The 15397-nt window shown below is 49.9% G+C and carries 15 protein-coding genes; 7 read left to right on the forward strand and 8 right to left on the reverse strand.

Annotation, left to right across the window (positions count from 1 at the left end; genetic code table 11):
- Positions 1-7 precede the first annotated feature (7 nt).
- Entirely contained in the window at positions 8-511 is a 504-nt protein-coding gene (locus ACZ5ZV_RS03755; RefSeq protein ID WP_464121385.1) for a GlcG/HbpS family heme-binding protein, read from the reverse strand.
- 77 nt (positions 512-588) lie between these two features.
- Complete coding sequence (gene map / locus ACZ5ZV_RS03760) at positions 589-1347, reverse strand: type I methionyl aminopeptidase (RefSeq protein ID WP_464120088.1); 759 nt, start codon at positions 1345-1347, stop codon at positions 589-591.
- A gap of 25 nt (positions 1348-1372) precedes the next feature.
- Here map and ACZ5ZV_RS03765 point away from each other — a divergent pair, with 25 nt between their 5' ends.
- Both ACZ5ZV_RS03765 and ACZ5ZV_RS03770 read left to right on the forward strand, forming a co-directional pair.
- The gene (locus tag ACZ5ZV_RS03765; RefSeq protein ID WP_464120089.1) at positions 1373-2218 is read left to right on the forward strand and encodes an NAD(P)H-hydrate dehydratase; all 846 of its coding nucleotides are present in this window, start codon (positions 1373-1375) and stop codon (positions 2216-2218) included.
- A 90-nt stretch (positions 2219-2308) separates the two neighbouring features.
- Positions 2309-3247 (forward strand): hypothetical protein, encoded by a 939-nt coding sequence (locus ACZ5ZV_RS03770; protein ID WP_464120090.1) that lies wholly within the window; start codon positions 2309-2311, stop codon positions 3245-3247.
- 327 nt (positions 3248-3574) lie between these two features.
- Here ACZ5ZV_RS03770 and ACZ5ZV_RS03775 read toward each other — a convergent pair whose 3' ends face one another.
- Both ACZ5ZV_RS03775 and ACZ5ZV_RS03780 read right to left on the reverse strand, forming a co-directional pair.
- Positions 3575-4174 carry an NUDIX hydrolase gene (locus ACZ5ZV_RS03775; protein WP_464120091.1) on the reverse strand — a complete coding sequence of 200 codons (600 nt, stop codon included), beginning with the start codon at positions 4172-4174 and terminating at the stop codon, positions 3575-3577.
- 49 nt (positions 4175-4223) lie between these two features.
- Entirely contained in the window at positions 4224-5426 is a 1203-nt protein-coding gene (locus ACZ5ZV_RS03780; RefSeq protein WP_464120092.1) for a TCR/Tet family MFS transporter, read from the reverse strand.
- Positions 5427-5541: 115 nt separating this feature from the next.
- On the opposite strand from ACZ5ZV_RS03780, the gene ACZ5ZV_RS03785 reads away from it, so the two are divergent.
- Together ACZ5ZV_RS03785 and ACZ5ZV_RS03790 are read left to right on the forward strand one after the other, a co-directional pair.
- Positions 5542-7395 carry a monovalent cation:proton antiporter-2 (CPA2) family protein gene (locus ACZ5ZV_RS03785; protein ID WP_464121386.1) on the forward strand — a complete coding sequence of 618 codons (1854 nt, stop codon included), beginning with the start codon at positions 5542-5544 and terminating at the stop codon, positions 7393-7395.
- 236 nt (positions 7396-7631) lie between these two features.
- The gene (locus tag ACZ5ZV_RS03790) at positions 7632-7874 is read left to right on the forward strand and encodes a hypothetical protein (RefSeq protein ID WP_464120093.1); all 243 of its coding nucleotides are present in this window, start codon (positions 7632-7634) and stop codon (positions 7872-7874) included.
- Positions 7875-7930: 56 nt separating this feature from the next.
- On the opposite strand, the gene ACZ5ZV_RS03795 is transcribed toward ACZ5ZV_RS03790, so the two are convergent.
- Complete coding sequence (locus ACZ5ZV_RS03795) at positions 7931-9088, reverse strand: DUF2914 domain-containing protein (RefSeq protein WP_464120094.1); 1158 nt, start codon at positions 9086-9088, stop codon at positions 7931-7933.
- A 72-nt stretch (positions 9089-9160) separates the two neighbouring features.
- Between ACZ5ZV_RS03795 and ACZ5ZV_RS03800 the strand changes: the two genes are divergently transcribed.
- Complete coding sequence (locus ACZ5ZV_RS03800) at positions 9161-9718, forward strand: hypothetical protein (RefSeq protein ID WP_464120095.1); 558 nt, start codon at positions 9161-9163, stop codon at positions 9716-9718.
- A 29-nt stretch (positions 9719-9747) separates the two neighbouring features.
- Here ACZ5ZV_RS03800 and ACZ5ZV_RS03805 read toward each other — a convergent pair whose 3' ends face one another.
- Complete coding sequence (locus tag ACZ5ZV_RS03805) at positions 9748-10113, reverse strand: zinc ribbon domain-containing protein YjdM (RefSeq protein ID WP_464120096.1); 366 nt, start codon at positions 10111-10113, stop codon at positions 9748-9750.
- A gap of 134 nt (positions 10114-10247) precedes the next feature.
- Here ACZ5ZV_RS03805 and ACZ5ZV_RS03810 point away from each other — a divergent pair, with 134 nt between their 5' ends.
- Positions 10248-11309, forward strand: coding sequence for a linear amide C-N hydrolase (locus ACZ5ZV_RS03810; protein ID WP_464120097.1), 1062 nt, complete (start codon positions 10248-10250; stop codon positions 11307-11309).
- Between the two features lie 173 nt (positions 11310-11482).
- On the forward strand, positions 11483-13345 hold the full coding sequence (locus tag ACZ5ZV_RS03815) for a hypothetical protein (RefSeq protein WP_464120098.1): 1863 nt from the start codon (positions 11483-11485) through the stop codon (positions 13343-13345).
- Positions 13346-13355: 10 nt separating this feature from the next.
- Here ACZ5ZV_RS03815 and ACZ5ZV_RS03820 read toward each other — a convergent pair whose 3' ends face one another.
- Both ACZ5ZV_RS03820 and ACZ5ZV_RS03825 read right to left on the reverse strand, forming a co-directional pair.
- Positions 13356-14813 (reverse strand): substrate-binding periplasmic protein, encoded by a 1458-nt coding sequence (locus ACZ5ZV_RS03820; RefSeq protein ID WP_464120099.1) that lies wholly within the window; start codon positions 14811-14813, stop codon positions 13356-13358.
- 127 nt (positions 14814-14940) lie between these two features.
- The gene (locus ACZ5ZV_RS03825; RefSeq protein WP_464120100.1) at positions 14941-15393 is read right to left on the reverse strand and encodes a hypothetical protein; all 453 of its coding nucleotides are present in this window, start codon (positions 15391-15393) and stop codon (positions 14941-14943) included.
- Positions 15394-15397 lie beyond the last annotated feature (4 nt).

Genomic DNA, 15397 nt, shown 5'->3' on the forward strand with positions numbered 1-15397 from the left:
TGGTGGACTAGTTGCCTATTCGATCCTTGATTTTGTCGATTCCAGCTTGAGCGCACTGGTCGTCCAAAGGACCGCCTGGAGCGCCACCCACACCAATAGCACCAATGACGATACTGCCAGCTCGTATGGGAAGCCCCCCGCCGAGCAGAAGGAATCCGTCAATGTCCCCAAGATTTTGGGCGGTAGGATTGCTTTGAGATGTTGCAAGCATTGCGGAGGTGCCATTCTTGGCAGAGGCTGCTGTGTAGGCTTTGCGGCGACTGGCATCAACAGTGTGCGGACCAGCCCCGTCGGCACGAAAGAGAGTTTTGATGTCGCCTGCCTTATCGACGACGGTGGCAGCGACCTGATAACCTTTGGTGGCGCAGTTGGCGACGGCCTCGCGAGCAGCCTCTTCTGCCAGGGCCAGGGAAATTGTGGCTTCAAATTTAAGCCCCGCTGCCGGAGTGGGGGCGGCTGACACCGCGGTGTTTGCAAGAAGCAGGGAAACAAAAAGAAGTGAGTTCGACATGTTCATAAGGTCTCCTAAGGTTGAAAGGAAATCTTAGAACTTTAGACGGGTCTGTCGCAAAGAAAGGCCTGATGTTTTTAGACAGGATCAGGAATCGTGACGATCAGTGCACGGTCTTTTAACACCACCATCGTGTGTTCGAACTGTGCTGTGCGATGATTTTTACCAGCCACCAGAGTCCAATTGTCAGACTCCTCATCGACAAAGCGGGCGCCGGTGGATACAAAAGGTTCAATCGTGATGACGTGGCCTTCTTTAAGTTTGCGACGATCGTCTTTGTCGTAGTAACCGGCAATGAACTTTGGCTCTTCGTGCAAGCTGCGACCCACACCATGACTGCCCAGATTTTCAATCACGCTGTACCCGTGGGCTTTGGCGACTTTTTCGATATTGTAGCCGATCACGTTGATCAGCTCACCGGCTTTGACCGCTTTGATGGCGGTTTCCAAAGCAAGGCGTGTGACTTTCAGAAGTTCTTCGTCAGCTTTTTTCCCCGGCGGGACGACGAAGGATCCACCATTATCTGCAAAATAGCCACCCAGCTCGGCAGACACGTCAATGTTGATCAGGTCGCCTTTGTGAATTTTCTTAGTGTCAGAAGGCACGCCGTGAGCCACTTCGTGATTCAGGCTGATGCAGTTGTAGCCGGGAAAGTTGTAAACTGCCATGGGGCCGGACTTGGCTCCATGAAGCTCCAGATATTTGCCACCCAGGTCATCGAGCTCTTTGGTGCTCATGCCCGGTTCGATCTTGCCCGCCATGTATTGCAGGCAGTTGGCGACAATCTTTCCGATTTTTTTAAGACCTTCCAGGTCGGCTTCTGTCTTTACGATCATGACTTCGGGTTATACACTGATCCTTATGGAAAAAGCCAACGATCCCGTGCGTATTCTGAAAAAATCATCTGCGAGGAAACTTTTACCTGCTGTTTCCGCAAAGGATAACAAAGCCACGCGCGGACGCAGTCTGCTGCTGGCGGGAAGTGCCGACTATCCCGGGGCCGGAATTCTGGCCGCCCGCGGGGCTCTGCGCATGGGAAGCGGTTATGTGATTCTGGCGCAGAAAAATATTTCCGTGTCGCTGGAAAACCCGGATTTTCTTCTGTTGGATCTGGCCAAGAAACAATGGCAAGCGCAAAAGTTCGATGCGATTTTATGCGGACCGGGTTTTGGTGTGAATTCTTTCACGGCCCGGATTATTTGTGAGCTGAAAGAACGAAATATTTCCAATGTCATTCTGGATGCTGATGCCATCACGGTTTGTGCGGAACAGAACTTGTTCCCGTTACCTCGTACTTGGATCGTCACGCCTCACACGGGGGAACTGTCCCGCTGTCTGGGAGTTTCGGCCGAGGAAATTTCTGCGCATCGCTATGAATTTATCAAGATGGCGCAAGAACTTTTTCAGTGTGTGGTGCTTTTAAAGGGGCACGGTACTTTGGTGGCCAATGGGCGGCGTGTTTACAGAATCTCAACGGGGAATGCAGCCTTGGCGAAATCAGGGACCGGGGATGTGCTCTCAGGAGTTATCACGGCCCTGAGGGCTCAGGGATTGTCTCCAACCCGGGCGGCACTTTTGGGGGCTTATGTGCACGGGGCCACGGCGAATCTCTGGAAAGCGCAAAAAAAGGACCTTTTGTCGATGACGGCCTCGGATGTGGTCGAAATGTTGCCTCAAGTCCTCTATAAGCTTCGTCAGGGTGATTGAAAATTCTACTTGGCGCATTACATAACAAAAGCATGACTTTTCTTTTGGCCTCGGGGCAGGTACAAACTCTCGAAACTTTTGGGGGTTTTCATGGTTAAAGGGCTTTTGATCGGGTTTATTGTGGGGATTTCTTTGGCAGCCAATGCGCAGACTTCTTCCACCACACTTTCCACTCCTTCTGTGGAATCCGGAACTCAAAAAACATCCACTTCTGTGGGCGATGTTCTGAAGAACAAAAAATTTGAGGACGACAAAGATATCACAGACTCAAAGCTCAAAGCTGAATCCGGTTCCTTGTCCCGTTACTCCCTGAAATTCTCTCTTTCTTACTTCGGCCCTCCTGTGGGTGATCTTTCCAGCAAAATGCAGCCAAATCCGGATGGTTCCATCGGTGTGAATCAGGTTTCTTTGAGCGGTTCCATCAGCGGACGTTACCGTTTGGATTCAAAAAGCGCGATCAGTGCCGGAACAGGCATCAACGCTTTGACTCCCTTCCACGGGGTTGAGCGCACGGACGTAAAAACGCCGTTCATCAGCTATGACCGCAATTCTCGTCTGGGCGATTTGCAAGTCAGAAACTCTTATGGGGCTTCTTGGACAACAGTTCCAAACTTCCGTGATGTGGGTCAGTACGCTTCTTTGTCCTATGATAACTCTTTGGTTTACAACCTTGGCAATTCCGGCTTCGCGGCAGGCCTGGATACTGGCTTGAGTGTCTTCTTGTATGAGCGTGGATACGAAAAGAAAGATGGCAAGGCTTCCCGTTATCACCTGGGTTTCTATCCGCAAGTGAAGTACAATGTTTCTGACAAGATGAACGTTTACACTTCTGTGGCGATGAACTTCTGGAATCCACGCGCCCGTGATGGGGAATGGGATCTTTTGAACAAAACCCTGAGCGGTCGCTTGGGCATGGGTTATGCTTTCAGCCGCGACATCTACTTTGCACCTTACTTGAATTTCTACCCGAAAGATTTGAAAGCGGAATCCACAACTTTGAGCTTCTCGACCATCTTCTCGATTCTTTAAGAGTTGTCTCAAATTGAAAAATAAAAAAACCAGGGCGCCTTTTTCGTCCTGGTTTTTTTATTTAATCACCAATTTAAAATTTACTGGAGTTATGGTGGCCCCGTTCCGGTCAGGAGAACCAATTCACGAATCTCCCTGTTCCAGATATACTCTTTACGTACTGTCTTATTAGCCATTGAAGGCTCCTTTCGTGCAAGGTGAACCTCATTGGGTTCATAAGACTTATCGGCTGGACCTTGGGATAGTTGAGCACTTTTAATGAAAAAGTTTAAAAAAATTGAATTGTGCTGCTTTGAAACGGGAAAACCGTTTCTGATCGCGACGAAGCTATTTTAAAAGCCTGTGCAAGCGTTCGAACAGATTCAAAGTCATCATATAGGAAAGACCCCATAAAGGCGGCTCGCGATCCAGATACACAGCGGGAAGTTCAATCGACATGTTTTCGCGCTGAACTTTGTAAACGGTTTGCCTTTGGGGATCGCGGATGTTCTTTAAAGGCACCCAGAAATAGTCCGCCACTTCGTTGGCATCCAGAGTCACGTGGAAGTTCTGTTCAGTGTAAAACACAAATGGTCGGATATAAAAATCCAGCAGTGTTCCGGCTTTGCGGGCCTGAATATCATCCAGGCGTCCCAGCAGTTCGTGGGAACTCAGGCGAACTCCGATTTCTTCCAGAGTTTCTCTGAAAGCGGCATCCAGATCAGTGATGTCAAAGGCTTCACGCTTGCCACCGGGAAAAGCCAGTTGACCCGACCAGCGATCACCGGGACGTTGGGCTCTTTGGATAAAGCCCAGCTCCAGATTTTCTTCAGACTGTCCCCGCAGAATCAGCGCCACGCAGGCATGCGGGTCCATTATCGAGGCCAGATCCAGAGGCTCTAAAGCGGTGATGGCAGTTTGAAGTAAAGACTTGATACCAGAATCCATGACTTCTTAAGAGTACTCCTGACGGGAAGGGCCCGCAAGGCCAGCCGTTTTAGGAAACCTTCCTGCGAGCCATAATCGCCCATGAAATCAGACAGATGATCGCGGCAAAAAAATAAGGGGCACCTGGAATGGAGGGCACACCTTCCGCCGGTGCGGAAAAGTGAGCGAACAGCTTGGTCGTGACCAAAGGGGTGATAATTGCAGCTAGACTTGCCAGACTGACCAAAGACCCCTGCAGTTCACCTTGTTCTTGCGGAGGCGTGTTGTGACTGATCAAAGACTGCAAGGCTGGGGGGGCCACCCAGAAAATCGCTGAGCCCAGCAGAATGACATACATCATCCAGCCTTCCGTGGCGAACCCGAAAAGCGCGAAGGAAACGGCATAACCAAAAGCTCCGATCACCACCGTGCGATGTTCACCCAGTTTGGGAATCACCAGACGAGTCAGCCAGCCCTGGGCAATGGCCGACAGCAAACCCACCGCCGCCAGGGAAAGTCCCACTTGCGAGGTTGTCCAGTGAAAGCGGGTTTCCGTGTACAATGTCCAAATGGATGGATGAGTCTGACCACCCAGTTGGAAAAAGAAATAAACCAGCAACAACGCCAACAGATGCTTGGAGCGGAAGACGGTGACCAAAGAGTGCAATGGATTGGTTTTGCGCAAATCAATCTTACGGCGCATTTCCTGGGGCAGGGATTCCGGCAAAATGAAAAGTCCAAACAGAAAGTTCAGGAGATTCAGGCCAGCCGCGGCCAGGAATGGATACTGAGGCCCCAAGTGCCCCAGCAGACCTCCGATGGCGGGTCCGATGATAAAGCCCAGGCCGAAGGCGGCCCCAACCATGCCAAAGTTGGCAGAGCGATTTTTTTCGTCACTGACATCGGCGATGTATGCCATGGCGACAGTGATGTTGGCCCCGGTCAGACCGGCAATCACGCGTCCGGCGAACAGAATTCCCAGGGTCGGAGCAAAGGCCATCAGAATATAGTCAAGGCCTGCTACCAGCAGAGACACCAATAAGATGGATCTGCGGCCGAAACGATCTGACAGCGCACCTAAAAGAGGAGAGGCTAAAAACTGCATCAGAGCATAAACAGAAATAAAATAGCCGAAGTATTCCGAAACGGAGGTTTCACTGGAAACAAACCGGCGCATGATATCCGGCAGGGAGGGGATCACCAGTCCCAGTCCGATCATATCCAATGTCACGGTGATAAAAATAAACCAGATGCCTGCTTTTGAATTCCTCATAGGATTCAGGCTAGAAGAGCGACCTGTAAATGTCAGCAGCTGTTTTGAGATTAATAAAAATTTACTTTTTTCTATCCAATTGCGTGACCCGGGCACTCTTGATAGCGTTGTGAGCATGATTTTACACGAGCAACTTTTGCAGATTTTGGCGTTTTTGGGTTTTTCCGTTGTTCTGGTGTCCTTGTTTCAAAAACTGGGACTGGGAACCATTTTAGGTTATCTGGCGGCGGGAATTCTTATCGGTCCCATGGGGTTGGGATTGATAGCCGATTTCCAGTTCGTACAGCACATCGCAGAGTTCGGTGTCGTGTTCCTGTTGTTCATGATCGGTCTGGAGCTGCAGCCTCGCAAGCTGTGGTCTTTGCGGAAAACCCTGATTGGATTTGGTGGGATGCAGATTCTATTCTGCACGGTCGTCTTTACCGTGATCGGATATCAGCTGGGCATCCCTTGGGCCAGTGCTGCGGTCGTGGGCTTTGCCCTGTCCTTGTCGTCCACGGCGTTTGCGTTGCAATCCCTGGCTGAAAGAAAAGTTCTGAACACAGAATTTGGCCGGGCCTCTTTTGCGATTTTACTAATGCAGGACGTGGTGGCCATTCCGGCGTTGGCGGTGATTCCCAGCCTGGGACTGGTGGCGGCTAACACGCCTTCTGTCAATTGGGGTGGGGCTATTGCGATCTTTATTGGCCTGGCGATTTCCAGTCGTTTTCTTATGGGAAGATTTCTGCAGGTGGTGGCTGAAACCCGCAGTCGCGAACTGTTCACCGGTGTGACCTTATTGATTGTGATTGGGGTGGCCTTCCTGATGGAAAGTGTCGGCCTGTCGATGGCTTTGGGCGCCTTCCTAGCTGGAGTGCTGCTTTCGGAATCCGAGTACCGGCACGAACTGGAAGCCGATCTGGAACCCTTCAAAGGGCTGCTGATGGGGTTGTTCTTTGTTTCTGTCGGTATGTCGGTCAAGCTTTCGTTGCTGTTGCAAGCCCCGGCGATGATTCTGTCGTTGTTGGTCGGTTATATGGTTTTAAAAGGTCTTTTGATCTTTGCCGTGGGCCGAATTATGAAGTTGCATTCTCAGGCCGCCAACAATTTGTCCGTTTATCTGGTGCAGGGCGGGGAGTTTGCCTTTGTGATCTTTGGCGTCGGGCAGAGTGCACAGGTGATTTCTGCTGATTGGACACAACGATTCACATTGGTGGTGACCTTGTCCATGATTGCCAGTCCGCTGATCATTGTTTTGAACGAAAAGATACAAGCCTGGATTGCTTGTAAAAGCCCGGCGGCAGGGGGACGGGAATTTGATAAATTTGAGGAAACCAACAATCCCGTTATCATTGCGGGGTTCGGTCGCTTCGGCCAGATCTTCGGTCGCATCCTAAGAACTCAGGACATTCCGTTTACGGCCATCGAGCATGATACCGAACAAATTGAATTGCTTCGTCGATTTGGGAATAAGGTTTATTACGGCGATGCCGCTCGCAAGGAAATCCTGGAAGCTGCCGGGATTCGTAATGCCAAGTTTTTCATATTGGCCGTGGATGATGTTGAAACGTCCAATCGGATCGCCCAGATCCTGAAGGAAGACTACCCGCACGTTCAGGTGTTTGCCCGTGCCCGCAATCGCCAGCACAATTTCGATTTGCTTGACGCTGGAGTTAAGTCTATTCGCCGTGAAACTTTGGATTCCAGCATCCACCTTAGCGGTCAGCTTTTGATTGCCATGGGAACGCCGGAAGCCAGGGCACACGCGATTATCGAGCGGTTCCGTCGTCATGATGAGCTGATGTTGTTGGAGCAATTCAAAGTCCGCCATGATCAGAAGAGCTTTATAGATGTATCCAGACAGGCGGCTCAACAACTGGCTCAGGTTCTCAAAGAAGACGCCGAAAAAACCTACATCGAACCGCAGGCAGGTGAAAAAGGCCCATCCGACGTCGTTGTCGGGGGGCCTCCTCGCTCCGACGTGCATTAAGCACGCCTGCGCTGCGGGGGCCCCCCTCCGCCTTGCGGCTGGGCCTTTTTGACCTGCCTGCTCCTTCTGGGGAGACGGAGGTGGGGGATTCTGGCTGGGCTTTGCCGCCGCTTTTGCCGGCGCTTTGCTGGGCGGTGGAGGGTAGGTGAGGTGAGGGATTAGAGGCGGAGGATTTTTTTTAACCTTTTTGGGGTGGGTTCTGGGTCTTTCTAATAGGAATTGTTAGGAGGGCACGGATGCGCTTCTTGATTGTGATGACGGTTTTATTGTGGGCGGCCTTTTCGAAGGCTGAGGTTCAGAACTTTAACGGGATGATTCAGGAGGCTTCGATGAGTCAGAAGCTTCTCAGAAAGAAGCTCTTGCGAATTTTAAATTCGCAGCAGGTGGCGGTGGCGGCCAATGAACAAGCGACTGAGCAACTTCAAACAGAAAGCCCCTCCCAGGACTTTGAAGTTCGCTTGGTGCAGGCTCGGCACTAGTTAAGAAAATTTGACAGTATTTCCCCCAAACACCGCTGTCCCCCGGCGGTGTTTTTTTATCTAAAGATGTCTTTATAGAAGGCTCTGTTCGGATTGATGTCACTGACCTTTGTGACGTTGAAATAGATTCGGCCGATCTCTCTGCCATCGGTGGTTTCCACACTGATACGCCAGCGACCCTCTGAATAGTTCTGTTTCGAAGCAAAACCACGATAGCCACCTTCGCGGCCGCCCGCGATGGTCATGGGGATTTTATCCGTGGTCTGCCAGCCTTGAACCGGATCTTTGTAATACCAGTGAAGAATCACCGAATCGCTGAACCGGGCGGGGGAAAAGATCTGGGCAAAGAAATAAATTCTGTCGTTCGGCTCGGCCTTAAAGTTCTGATCCCCTCTTTGCCAGAACTGCCAGGAAGGTGTTTCGTAAGAAAGCACATAGGTGCCATTGACCTTTTCAACGCTGTGATAGATGCCCATGTTTTGAACGGACAGTGGCACCGGTGGAATCCAGCCCAAAAGATAAAACATCATAAAAAGAATCAGAACGGTGCCCGAAGGTATGATCAGACTTTTTCTTAAGACGGTGATGTCCTGGATGTTCTTTTTCAGCAAACTATAGATGCCGAATAGAGCCCCTGCAGTCAGAAGCAGGGACAGGGTAAATGGCACCAGACCGACAAAGCCCAGGGCGGTGGGAACCATCATTGAAAAGAAACAAAAAAGACAAATGACGAAAAGGCCTATTTTCAGATTGATTTCACTTTCACGAACTCGTTTAAGTTCGTTGGCCACCATCAGTCCCAACAGCAACAGAATAAAAATCAACGATGAGAACAGCGAGGCGCTTTTCAGGAAGAACAGAGAATAAACACTTAACAAGCTGCCCAGAAGAAAATGCACAGCCAGCCGGCGGTATTCCCACACCCTCTCCAGTTTTTGATGAATTTTAATAAAGCCGTGGGATTTGAGGAAATCAAAATAAAGAAGACCACCCAGAATCAGCAGGTAAACGACCTGTTGAAGTATGGCTAAGGGATCATCGATATCAGAAAGAGTCCAGACGTCGAAGAAGAAGCCGCCAAGAAAGAAAGCGATATCTACTGTACGTTCATGTTCTTCGTAAAAGTTGAGCAGGCGTTCTTTAAGCTGTGTCATGGGCTTAAGGTTAACAGAGTCTTGCATATTGGCAAGACTCGCCGATGACAGAGTTTTCATTAATTGATCTTCATTTGTTTTCTTGCAGATTGGGGGCTATCTATGGCCGCTCATAAAATAAGGAGTTAGCGAATGAAAGCATGGATCAGTCTATGTGTTATGAGTCTTGCGTGCGTCTGTCAGGCCGCGGAATCCCGCTCTATGGAAAGAGTGTCAGCTGAAAGAGCCGTTATCAGCTTTACGGTGGAAGAGTCGCAGTCCGTGCAGGCCCATGACTATGTGGATGGAAGCGACAATGAGCGTTTTCTGAAAATGATTTTGGATGATCCTGATTCACGACTGACAGAGCTGCGCAAAACCATCGAAAATGAAAATTGCAGGGATTCAGATCAACGCAGTGACGGTTGGGTGGAAGACTGCGGTGGGATTGAGATCACGCACGGCGCTCAAACAGCATTTGGTCGTGCGGGGTGGTTTGCGGCTGGCGCCCAGTACACTTACTTTGTGGGCTTCCGCCATGTCGGCAGCGGGGATTTTCTGACCACAAGTTATATGATCGTCGTGCATGAAGATGTGGATGTTGAGGTGTCCGAGAGGGCCGCAGGCGTATCTGCGAAGGTTGTGAAAACGCTGTCCTTGGGACGAATCGTTCGAATTCCAGATCAAATTCGTATTTTGCCGATTAGATAAGAAGAAGGCTCCCTTGCGGAGCCTTCGTTTTAGACCTTCTTAACAAACTCTGACTTCAGGTTCATTGCGCCAAAGCCGTCAATCTTACAAGCGATGTCGTGACCGTCGCCACCGTCAACCAGGCGGATGTTTTTCACTTTAGTTCCGACTTTCACCACAGAGGAAGATCCTTTAATCTTCAGATCCTTGATCACGGTGACCGTGTCGCCATCTTGAAGAATGTTTCCGTTGGCATCCTTGATCACATTGGCGGCCGCTTCGGCAGCAGCGGCGGCAGCGGCGGCAGCGGCAGCCTCGGGGCTCCACTCGTGAGCGCACTCAGGGCAGACCCATAAATTTCCATCTTGGTAGATGTGTTCTGAATTACATTTTGGACAGTTCGTTGGATTGTTCATGAGTACATCTAAATCATATCGAGGTCGATTTGACCATTAAAAACAGGACTCGCAAATATAAGAAATATGTTAAAACCCAACCTGGTTTATATCTGGACTTTGCTTCCACATTCTTCTTATCTAGGCTATGGGGCATGAAAACACTTTCTTTTTTACTGACCGTTTTGTTGGCAGTTCCGGCTTATCCATGCACTCGTGTTCTGTGGGACACCAAGAAACACGATATTATCGTGGGTCGAAATATGGATTGGGCCGAGGACACAGGTTCAAATATGTGGCTTTTTCCCCGGGGGATGGAGCGCGATGGCCTGGCAGAGAAAAACTCTTTGAAATGGACTTCCAAATACGGAAGCGTCATTTTGTCCATGTATGACATGGGCACCGGGGATGGTATTAATGAAAAAGGTCTGACGGCGAATCTGTTGTTTTTGACTGAAAGCGATTTCGGTGTGCGAGATGAAAAGATCCCGGGCATGTCCGTCAGTATGTGGGCTCAGTATTTCCTGGATAACTTTGAAACCGTGGCGGAAGCTGTGGCTGCGATGGAAAAAACTCCGTTCCAGGTGTTGATGGCCAGCGTGCAAACGTCTCAGGGAATCAAACAAGGGACTGTGCATTTGGCGATCTCTGACAAGACGGGTGACAGTGCCGTGATTGAGTACATCAAGGGTCAGCCGAAGATCTATCATGGACGTGAATACAAAGTAATGACGAATTCGCCTCCGTTTGATCAGCAGCTTGTGACGATGAAGCAGTACAAGGGCTTTGGCGGAAACAAAGACCTGCCTGGCACAACAGCGGCGGCGGATCGCTTTGTTCGGGCGGCTTTCTATGCTCAGCAGCTGCCGCAGCCAAACGACTATCGAGAGTCCATTGCCGGCGTCTTTAGCGTGTTAAGAAACGTATCCCAGCCCTTTGGCACTCCTGATCCAACCCGTCCCTATATTTCCACGACCCGTTGGAGAACCGTAGCCGATCTGACTCGGGGCTTATACTTCTATGAAAGCACCATGAGTCCCTTCATCGTATGGGTGGATCTGCCGAAATTGAATTTTAAAAAGAATGCCGGAGTTAAAAAAATCAACCTGGTGAAAAACTATGAGTTGAGTGGAGATATCACCAGGAAGTTTAAACCCACCAAGGTCTTCCAATTCCTGAAACCTGATGTTCCTGCCGGGATGAAGGCGCAGCTTTAAGACTCATTAATATTTGGTAAGTGTTCGATTTACCTTAACAAACGCCCCTTATTGCAGAGACAATTTGGGGCGTTTTTATTTGCACTTTAGGCAGTTGCGAGACTCTTTTGCATTTTATGTGGTCGTGAGGCTGGCCGGATTCTTGGATAGAGACCTCCTTATTGAGGTGCTCTATGAAGCGTTTGGGTATTCTTGTCAGTTCTGTTCTGTTGGTATCGGCCTCTGTGGCTATGGCTCAAGACACGCCATCTTCTTCCACATACGAAGAGGATATGGACCGTGCATTCCAGGAAGAAGCGGCTCGCCGGGAGGCGGCTTACCAGGACAAGCTTAGAAACTCCTCCAAGGGACAGGCCCAACAAGCCAAGTACTTTGATTCTTATTTCTATTACAACACCGCCAAGTCAGGTGCGAATCTTGACGTGTCGGCCTTCAGTATTAACGATGTCTTTAAGAATCGACCGGATGATTATCGGGCTGCCGTGGAGCTTTATAAAGCGGCTTCGGGCATGGACAACACGATGTATTCCAAAGCCCTTTCGTACGAAGGCAGTCTGAGTCTTTTGAAACGTGAGGCCATCGTCCTAAGCCGGGATCAGAAACTGTTGATCCTGTCTTTGTCTGGATCGCATCTTTCCAGATTTTATTCAGTGACCACGGAAAACCGTAACACCTCAGAAGAAGTCTTCCGCAACGCCCTGATGAACGGCAATCAAGGCGGAGTTTGCGGGGACATTCATAAGTATCTGGCCGGGCAGGCGCGGGCATTGGGTTTCACTGATGTGGGTATGCACACAGGTGTGTGGCAGAAGGATAAATCAGGTAAAGATTCCGGTGGTCATTTTATTTATCACTTTAAAGATCCCAAAACAGGTCAGTATTATATCCAGAACTATTCACAGGTGATTGCAACCGGTCAAAAGACGCAGCAGAACATGCTGGAAGTCAGCAATCGGGTTCTGGGGCCTTTGGTGGGTACGGTCTATGTGGAAGGCGTCAAGGGCAGTTATCACTCCTATTTGCCTCAAACAGCTTTGTGGATCAAGGAAGGTATTACTTCGTTGGCCTATAAGTCGACGGAAAGTTCCATCTTGCAGTTGCGTATCGGGAATCAGGACAATGCTGTCGGTGTTCAGGTCGTAAAAAAGTTTGAAGACAGCTCATACGTTCGCGCCTTCATGTTGCACCAACAGCACAATGCTGCCGAGGGCAGTTATCGTTTCTCGGGTATGGGTGTTTCCGGGCAGGCCGGAGGTAATATTGCCGTGAACTCGGTCGTAGAGGAAATCGGTTTGGTGGCCAAGGGATATGCCGGCATCGGCCAAGTGGGTTCCCCGACTTTGAATCCAACGATGACCTGGAGTGAGAAGGAGCGCACAGTTCTTTTTCACGGCATCCAGTTTACAGGCACAGCGCGGATCAATAAAACCACAGGCAAAGTGGAACTGGAACGAACCAACCTGGATGCAAATCTTCACGGTGGTGATGCCAGTGCGGCGGATCTGGTTGTTCGTGCCGGAGTAGACCAGCGTGTATCTGACAACGTCAGTGCAGGCTATGAACGTTCTTTCCGTCGTGTGAAGGAAGGTCACTATTCATCCAAGACTGAATGGGTGACTGAGGCTGACAAAGTGTCTGTGGTTTTCGATAAGCAGATTGGCAAGGTCTATCTTTTGGTGCGCGGAGAAGTCTTCTTGTTCGAAGGTGTTGAAAACATGTCGGCGACGGCTTTGAAGAACACTGTAGAAGCCAGTTTCCCGGCTGGACGCATGGGACAGGTGTATGTCGCTTTCGACATGGCCAAGGTCATGAGCAACAAAGAGCAGGATCCTTTCTATGATATTCCGGCTTCCAACTCGTTCCGTGTGGGGCTGAAAAAGGATTTTGCAAAGTTCGTTCAGGCCGGAGCCGAAGTGTCCTATCAACAGGGGCGTCGCACTTATCCGCTCTATGACAAGGGCTTTACTCCGGAGCTGCAGGGTGAGCGGGTGAATGACCGTCTTCGCGGCATGATCTGGGTTAGTCTTAAGTGGTAAGTTTTTTATTTTAAGGTTCATAAGGTGGCGAAAAGATCTTCTGCATCCTCCCCGAGGATTGCAGTTCCCGAATGGCGGCGTCCACCTCTTGAATTTTCAAGTCAGCTTTTTTTGAAACGGCACACTTCACATCGACCGGGTCCACTTCCAAAGCGGCTCTTTGCAGGTGTGGGTGTTTGCTTTCATAGTACTGGTATTCAAGATTGTTCAGAATGATAAACGGAATTCGCTGGGAAAAGAGCTTCTCCAGATTGGAGGCTCCTGAACTTGCATCCTCACGCAGGACACTGCGGTTTTCAAAAAGCGGCGATAAAGCGGGATAGACAAAGTTAAGCACAGTGCCAAGACGCTTTCCCTTCAGATCCTCCAGCGAGCGGACTTTAGTGTCAGCCTTGTCGTTGCGAAGGCTGACGATCAGGTCACTTTGACGAAAGATTGGCTGGCTCCATTGATATTGTTTGGCGTATTCACCGGCCCAGGCCTCGTTGTCGTAGCAGACCATCTCAATCAGCCCGGCGGCCAGACGGGCATCCAAGCGTCCGCGTGGCAGCAATTCAAAATGAACGGGTCGGCGAAGCTTTTTGGCGATTTCGCGACCGATATCAAAGAACAATCCACCACGCACACGATTCAGGTTGTGTCCATTTTTCTCAAAGAAGATAAATGGGGGCGAATCATTGCTATTCAAACCATAACTGAAGGGCTGGGGCATCGTCGCCGAGTTGGAATAGCGCTCGAGAATTCTTTGCAGAACCTTTTTGCGGTGAAGATTGGCAATCGCGCGATTCAGTCGCTCCAATGACAAAGAGGACTTGCGCGACAAAGAACATTGTATATCTGTCTGATCGAAGCTAAAGGAGCTGCGTACCAGGCGCGGATACCGGGACTTAAAATAGATGTATTCGGGCTCGGCCAGAATAATATAACTGACACGGTCATTGAGCAGCTTCTTAACACTGACTTCGATGGAGGCGCTGTCAGATCTTTGCAGTTCCTTGTTTTTAAAGCGATCTTCCAAGTCTGCGTAGACGTAGTTTTCCACCGTGCCGATGGTGATTCCTGTGATTTGGCTGACTTTTTCAAAAGGAATCGCCGTTGTGCTGACCAGTACATTGGAGGTGGTAAAAAGAGGAGTGCTCCACAACACATTGTCAGCAAATTCATGGCGCCACCGGATGCTGTTGTGGCAGATCAAATCCACGCGATTTTCCACAATCTGCTGAGCAATACGTTTTCTGGGGATGCGTTCGATCGTGTAGTCTTCCCCCAGCTCGTCGCCAATGGCGACAGAAACTTCGTAGATCAATCCCCCCGTGGGAATGGGGTTGCCGTTATTTTCAAACTGATAAAGCAAAGGGGGCGCATTGCTGGGATTGAAGCCGAACTTCAGGCCGCCAACTGCAAAGCCAGGGACAAGCTGTGCGGTCACAGAAAATAGAAAGATCAGAATGAGGCGGCTGATGTTCATGGTGGCATCATGATCTGGAAATCGCGCCCTGGCTGTCAAAATGATTCCAGACACATTGTTGCCGGCTTGATGTTCCTTTGTCGGAAATCAAAGGGACCTGAAATGGTGACAGGTCCCTGAGAGGTCATTACAGTTCGGTGAAGTCCTCAATGGCATCTTCGTCGCGGAAGTGGAATCTGAAGTCAGGACTGATAAAGATGCCGCTGGAAATGTAGCCCGGGGTGCAGTTGTCCTCTCCCACGTCAAAGGCCGCATGTTGAATGACCGCGCGGTAAGCTACAAGTTCACCAGATGCAGAATAGTATTGGCTCAATTCGACCACCTCAATATCAGCTTCGGAGTTCAGCATGTAGTCGCCCTCCAGAATGGTGTCATACCAGATATCAGCTTCTTCGCGTGCGGCTTTCATAAGACCCGCGAGCTGTTTTGGGTTGAGGTCTGCTGGAGCCACCTCCCTAAAAGTTCCGTTTTTGGCCTCGATCACAGAGTAAACTTTTTCAATGAATTGATCTTCACCACGGGAAGACGCCAGGGAAAGCAAAGGAAAAACAGTCAATAAAAGCACCAGCAAAGACTTCATAATT

This window comes from Bdellovibrio sp. HAGR004 (assembly GCF_055397015.1).

What these genes read in the sequence shown, in the direction of transcription:
- ACZ5ZV_RS03755 (WP_464121385.1), bottom strand. Translation starts at nt 511, where the DNA reads ATGTCGAACTCACTTCTTTTTGTTTCCCTGCTTCTTGCAAACACCGCG.
- map (WP_464120088.1), bottom strand. Translation starts at nt 1,347, where the DNA reads ATGATCGTAAAGACAGAAGCCGACCTGGAAGGTCTTAAAAAAATCGGA.
- ACZ5ZV_RS03765 (WP_464120089.1), top strand. Translation starts at nt 1,373, where the DNA reads ATGGAAAAAGCCAACGATCCCGTGCGTATTCTGAAAAAATCATCTGCG.
- ACZ5ZV_RS03770 (WP_464120090.1), top strand. Translation starts at nt 2,309, where the DNA reads ATGGTTAAAGGGCTTTTGATCGGGTTTATTGTGGGGATTTCTTTGGCA.
- ACZ5ZV_RS03775 (WP_464120091.1), bottom strand. Translation starts at nt 4,174, where the DNA reads ATGGATTCTGGTATCAAGTCTTTACTTCAAACTGCCATCACCGCTTTA.
- ACZ5ZV_RS03780 (WP_464120092.1), bottom strand. Translation starts at nt 5,426, where the DNA reads ATGAGGAATTCAAAAGCAGGCATCTGGTTTATTTTTATCACCGTGACA.
- ACZ5ZV_RS03785 (WP_464121386.1), top strand. Translation starts at nt 5,542, where the DNA reads ATGATTTTACACGAGCAACTTTTGCAGATTTTGGCGTTTTTGGGTTTT.
- ACZ5ZV_RS03790 (WP_464120093.1), top strand. Translation starts at nt 7,632, where the DNA reads ATGCGCTTCTTGATTGTGATGACGGTTTTATTGTGGGCGGCCTTTTCG.
- ACZ5ZV_RS03795 (WP_464120094.1), bottom strand. Translation starts at nt 9,088, where the DNA reads ATGAAAACTCTGTCATCGGCGAGTCTTGCCAATATGCAAGACTCTGTT.
- ACZ5ZV_RS03800 (WP_464120095.1), top strand. Translation starts at nt 9,161, where the DNA reads ATGAAAGCATGGATCAGTCTATGTGTTATGAGTCTTGCGTGCGTCTGT.
- ACZ5ZV_RS03805 (WP_464120096.1), bottom strand. Translation starts at nt 10,113, where the DNA reads ATGAACAATCCAACGAACTGTCCAAAATGTAATTCAGAACACATCTAC.
- ACZ5ZV_RS03810 (WP_464120097.1), top strand. Translation starts at nt 10,248, where the DNA reads ATGAAAACACTTTCTTTTTTACTGACCGTTTTGTTGGCAGTTCCGGCT.
- ACZ5ZV_RS03815 (WP_464120098.1), top strand. Translation starts at nt 11,483, where the DNA reads ATGAAGCGTTTGGGTATTCTTGTCAGTTCTGTTCTGTTGGTATCGGCC.
- ACZ5ZV_RS03820 (WP_464120099.1), bottom strand. Translation starts at nt 14,813, where the DNA reads ATGAACATCAGCCGCCTCATTCTGATCTTTCTATTTTCTGTGACCGCA.
- ACZ5ZV_RS03825 (WP_464120100.1), bottom strand. Translation starts at nt 15,393, where the DNA reads ATGAAGTCTTTGCTGGTGCTTTTATTGACTGTTTTTCCTTTGCTTTCC.